The 1,376-nt window shown below is 50.0% G+C and carries 1 protein-coding gene; it reads left to right on the forward strand.

The genetic code is table 11. From position 1 onward, the window contains the following. Window positions 1–236, forward strand: a 236-nt coding sequence (locus M2108_RS31310) for a hypothetical protein (RefSeq protein WP_277473367.1), incomplete at its 5' end; no start/stop codon positions are given. Window positions 237–1,376: the final 1,140 nt, after the last annotated feature.

Consider the following 1,376-nt stretch of genomic DNA (forward strand, 5'->3'; position numbering starts at 1 on the left):
GGTTTGTGGTTTGTGGTTTGTGGTTTGTGGTTTGTGGTTTGTGGTTTGTGGTTTGTGGTTTGTGGTTTGTGGTTTGTGGTTTGTGGTTTGTGGTTTGTGGTTGGTGGTTGGTGGTTTGTGGTTTGTGGTTGGTGGTTGGTGGTTTGTGGTTTGTGGTTGGTGGTTTGTGGTTTGTGGTTGGTGGTTGGTGGTTTGTGGTTTGTGGTTGGTGGTTGGTGGTTTGTGGTTGGTACTAAAAAGCCCCGCCTGACGGCGCGGGCTTTATTTCTGTATCTTGTGTGGCTCCGGCTCTCTGCCGTTGGCTGGCGGAGCCTGGTTGAGGGGAGATGCCGGGCTCTGGTGTTGGAGTCAAGTACAGAATGAACTTTAGTGTCGGCTTTACTGTTGGCTTTACTGTTGGCTTCTACTGCTGAACTCTTCTGTTGGATTCTACTGCTGGACACTACTGCTGGACACTACTGCTGGACTCTACTGCAGAACTCCAGCCGTGCTCTACTGCTAGGCTCTACTGCTAGGCCCCTACTGCTAGACACTACGGCTGGACTCTACTGCAGAACTCCACCCGTGCTCTACTGCTAGGCTCTACTGCTAGGCCCTACTGCTAGACACTACGGCTGGACTCTACTGCAGAACTCCACCCGTGCTCTACTGCTAGGCTCTACTGCTAGGCCCTACTGCTAGACACTACTCCTAGACACTACTACTAACTCTATTGCTGAACTCTACTGCTGGACTCTTCTGCGAGAGCTCACAATGGGTGCCGGCGCTCCATAACTAACCTATCCACCAGACTAACGGACTCAGTTGACGTTATTTCTGCAAATTGGCCCCCCGGCCAAACGTAACGGACTCAAATAACCTTATTTACTGCTAATTCACGCATCCGCGGTAATTTGGCGGCAAATAACGGCTGCTGAGTCCGTTAGAATTCAAAAACGCGCAAACCCCAGCAAATAACGCCTCCTGGGTCCGTTAGCAGGACCGCAATATAGAAAATGGCGTATTCCTCACATCCAAAGAGCAACGACTGCTGAACTTTAGTGCCGTGCTCTACTGATGGACTTTGCTGCCAGACTCTACTACTGGCCTCTACTACTGGGCTCTACTACTGAAATCTACTGCTGAATTCTTCTGCGAGAGCTCACAATGGGTGCCGGCGCTCCATAACTAACCTATCCACCAGACTAACGGACTCAGTTGACGTTATTTCTGCAAATTGGCCCCCCGGCCAAACGTAACGGACTCAAATAACCTTATTTACTGCTAATTCACGCCTCTGGGGCAATACACTTGCACCGAACCTGACATGAAAAAATAGCCCTTCACAAACAAATCGGTTCCCCCTAAAGTTGTAGTTACCACAGCCACAACTAAAA

This window comes from Paenibacillus sp. PastM-3, assembly GCF_029893965.1.
GTDB lineage: Bacteria > Bacillota > Bacilli > Paenibacillales > Paenibacillaceae > Paenibacillus_AQ.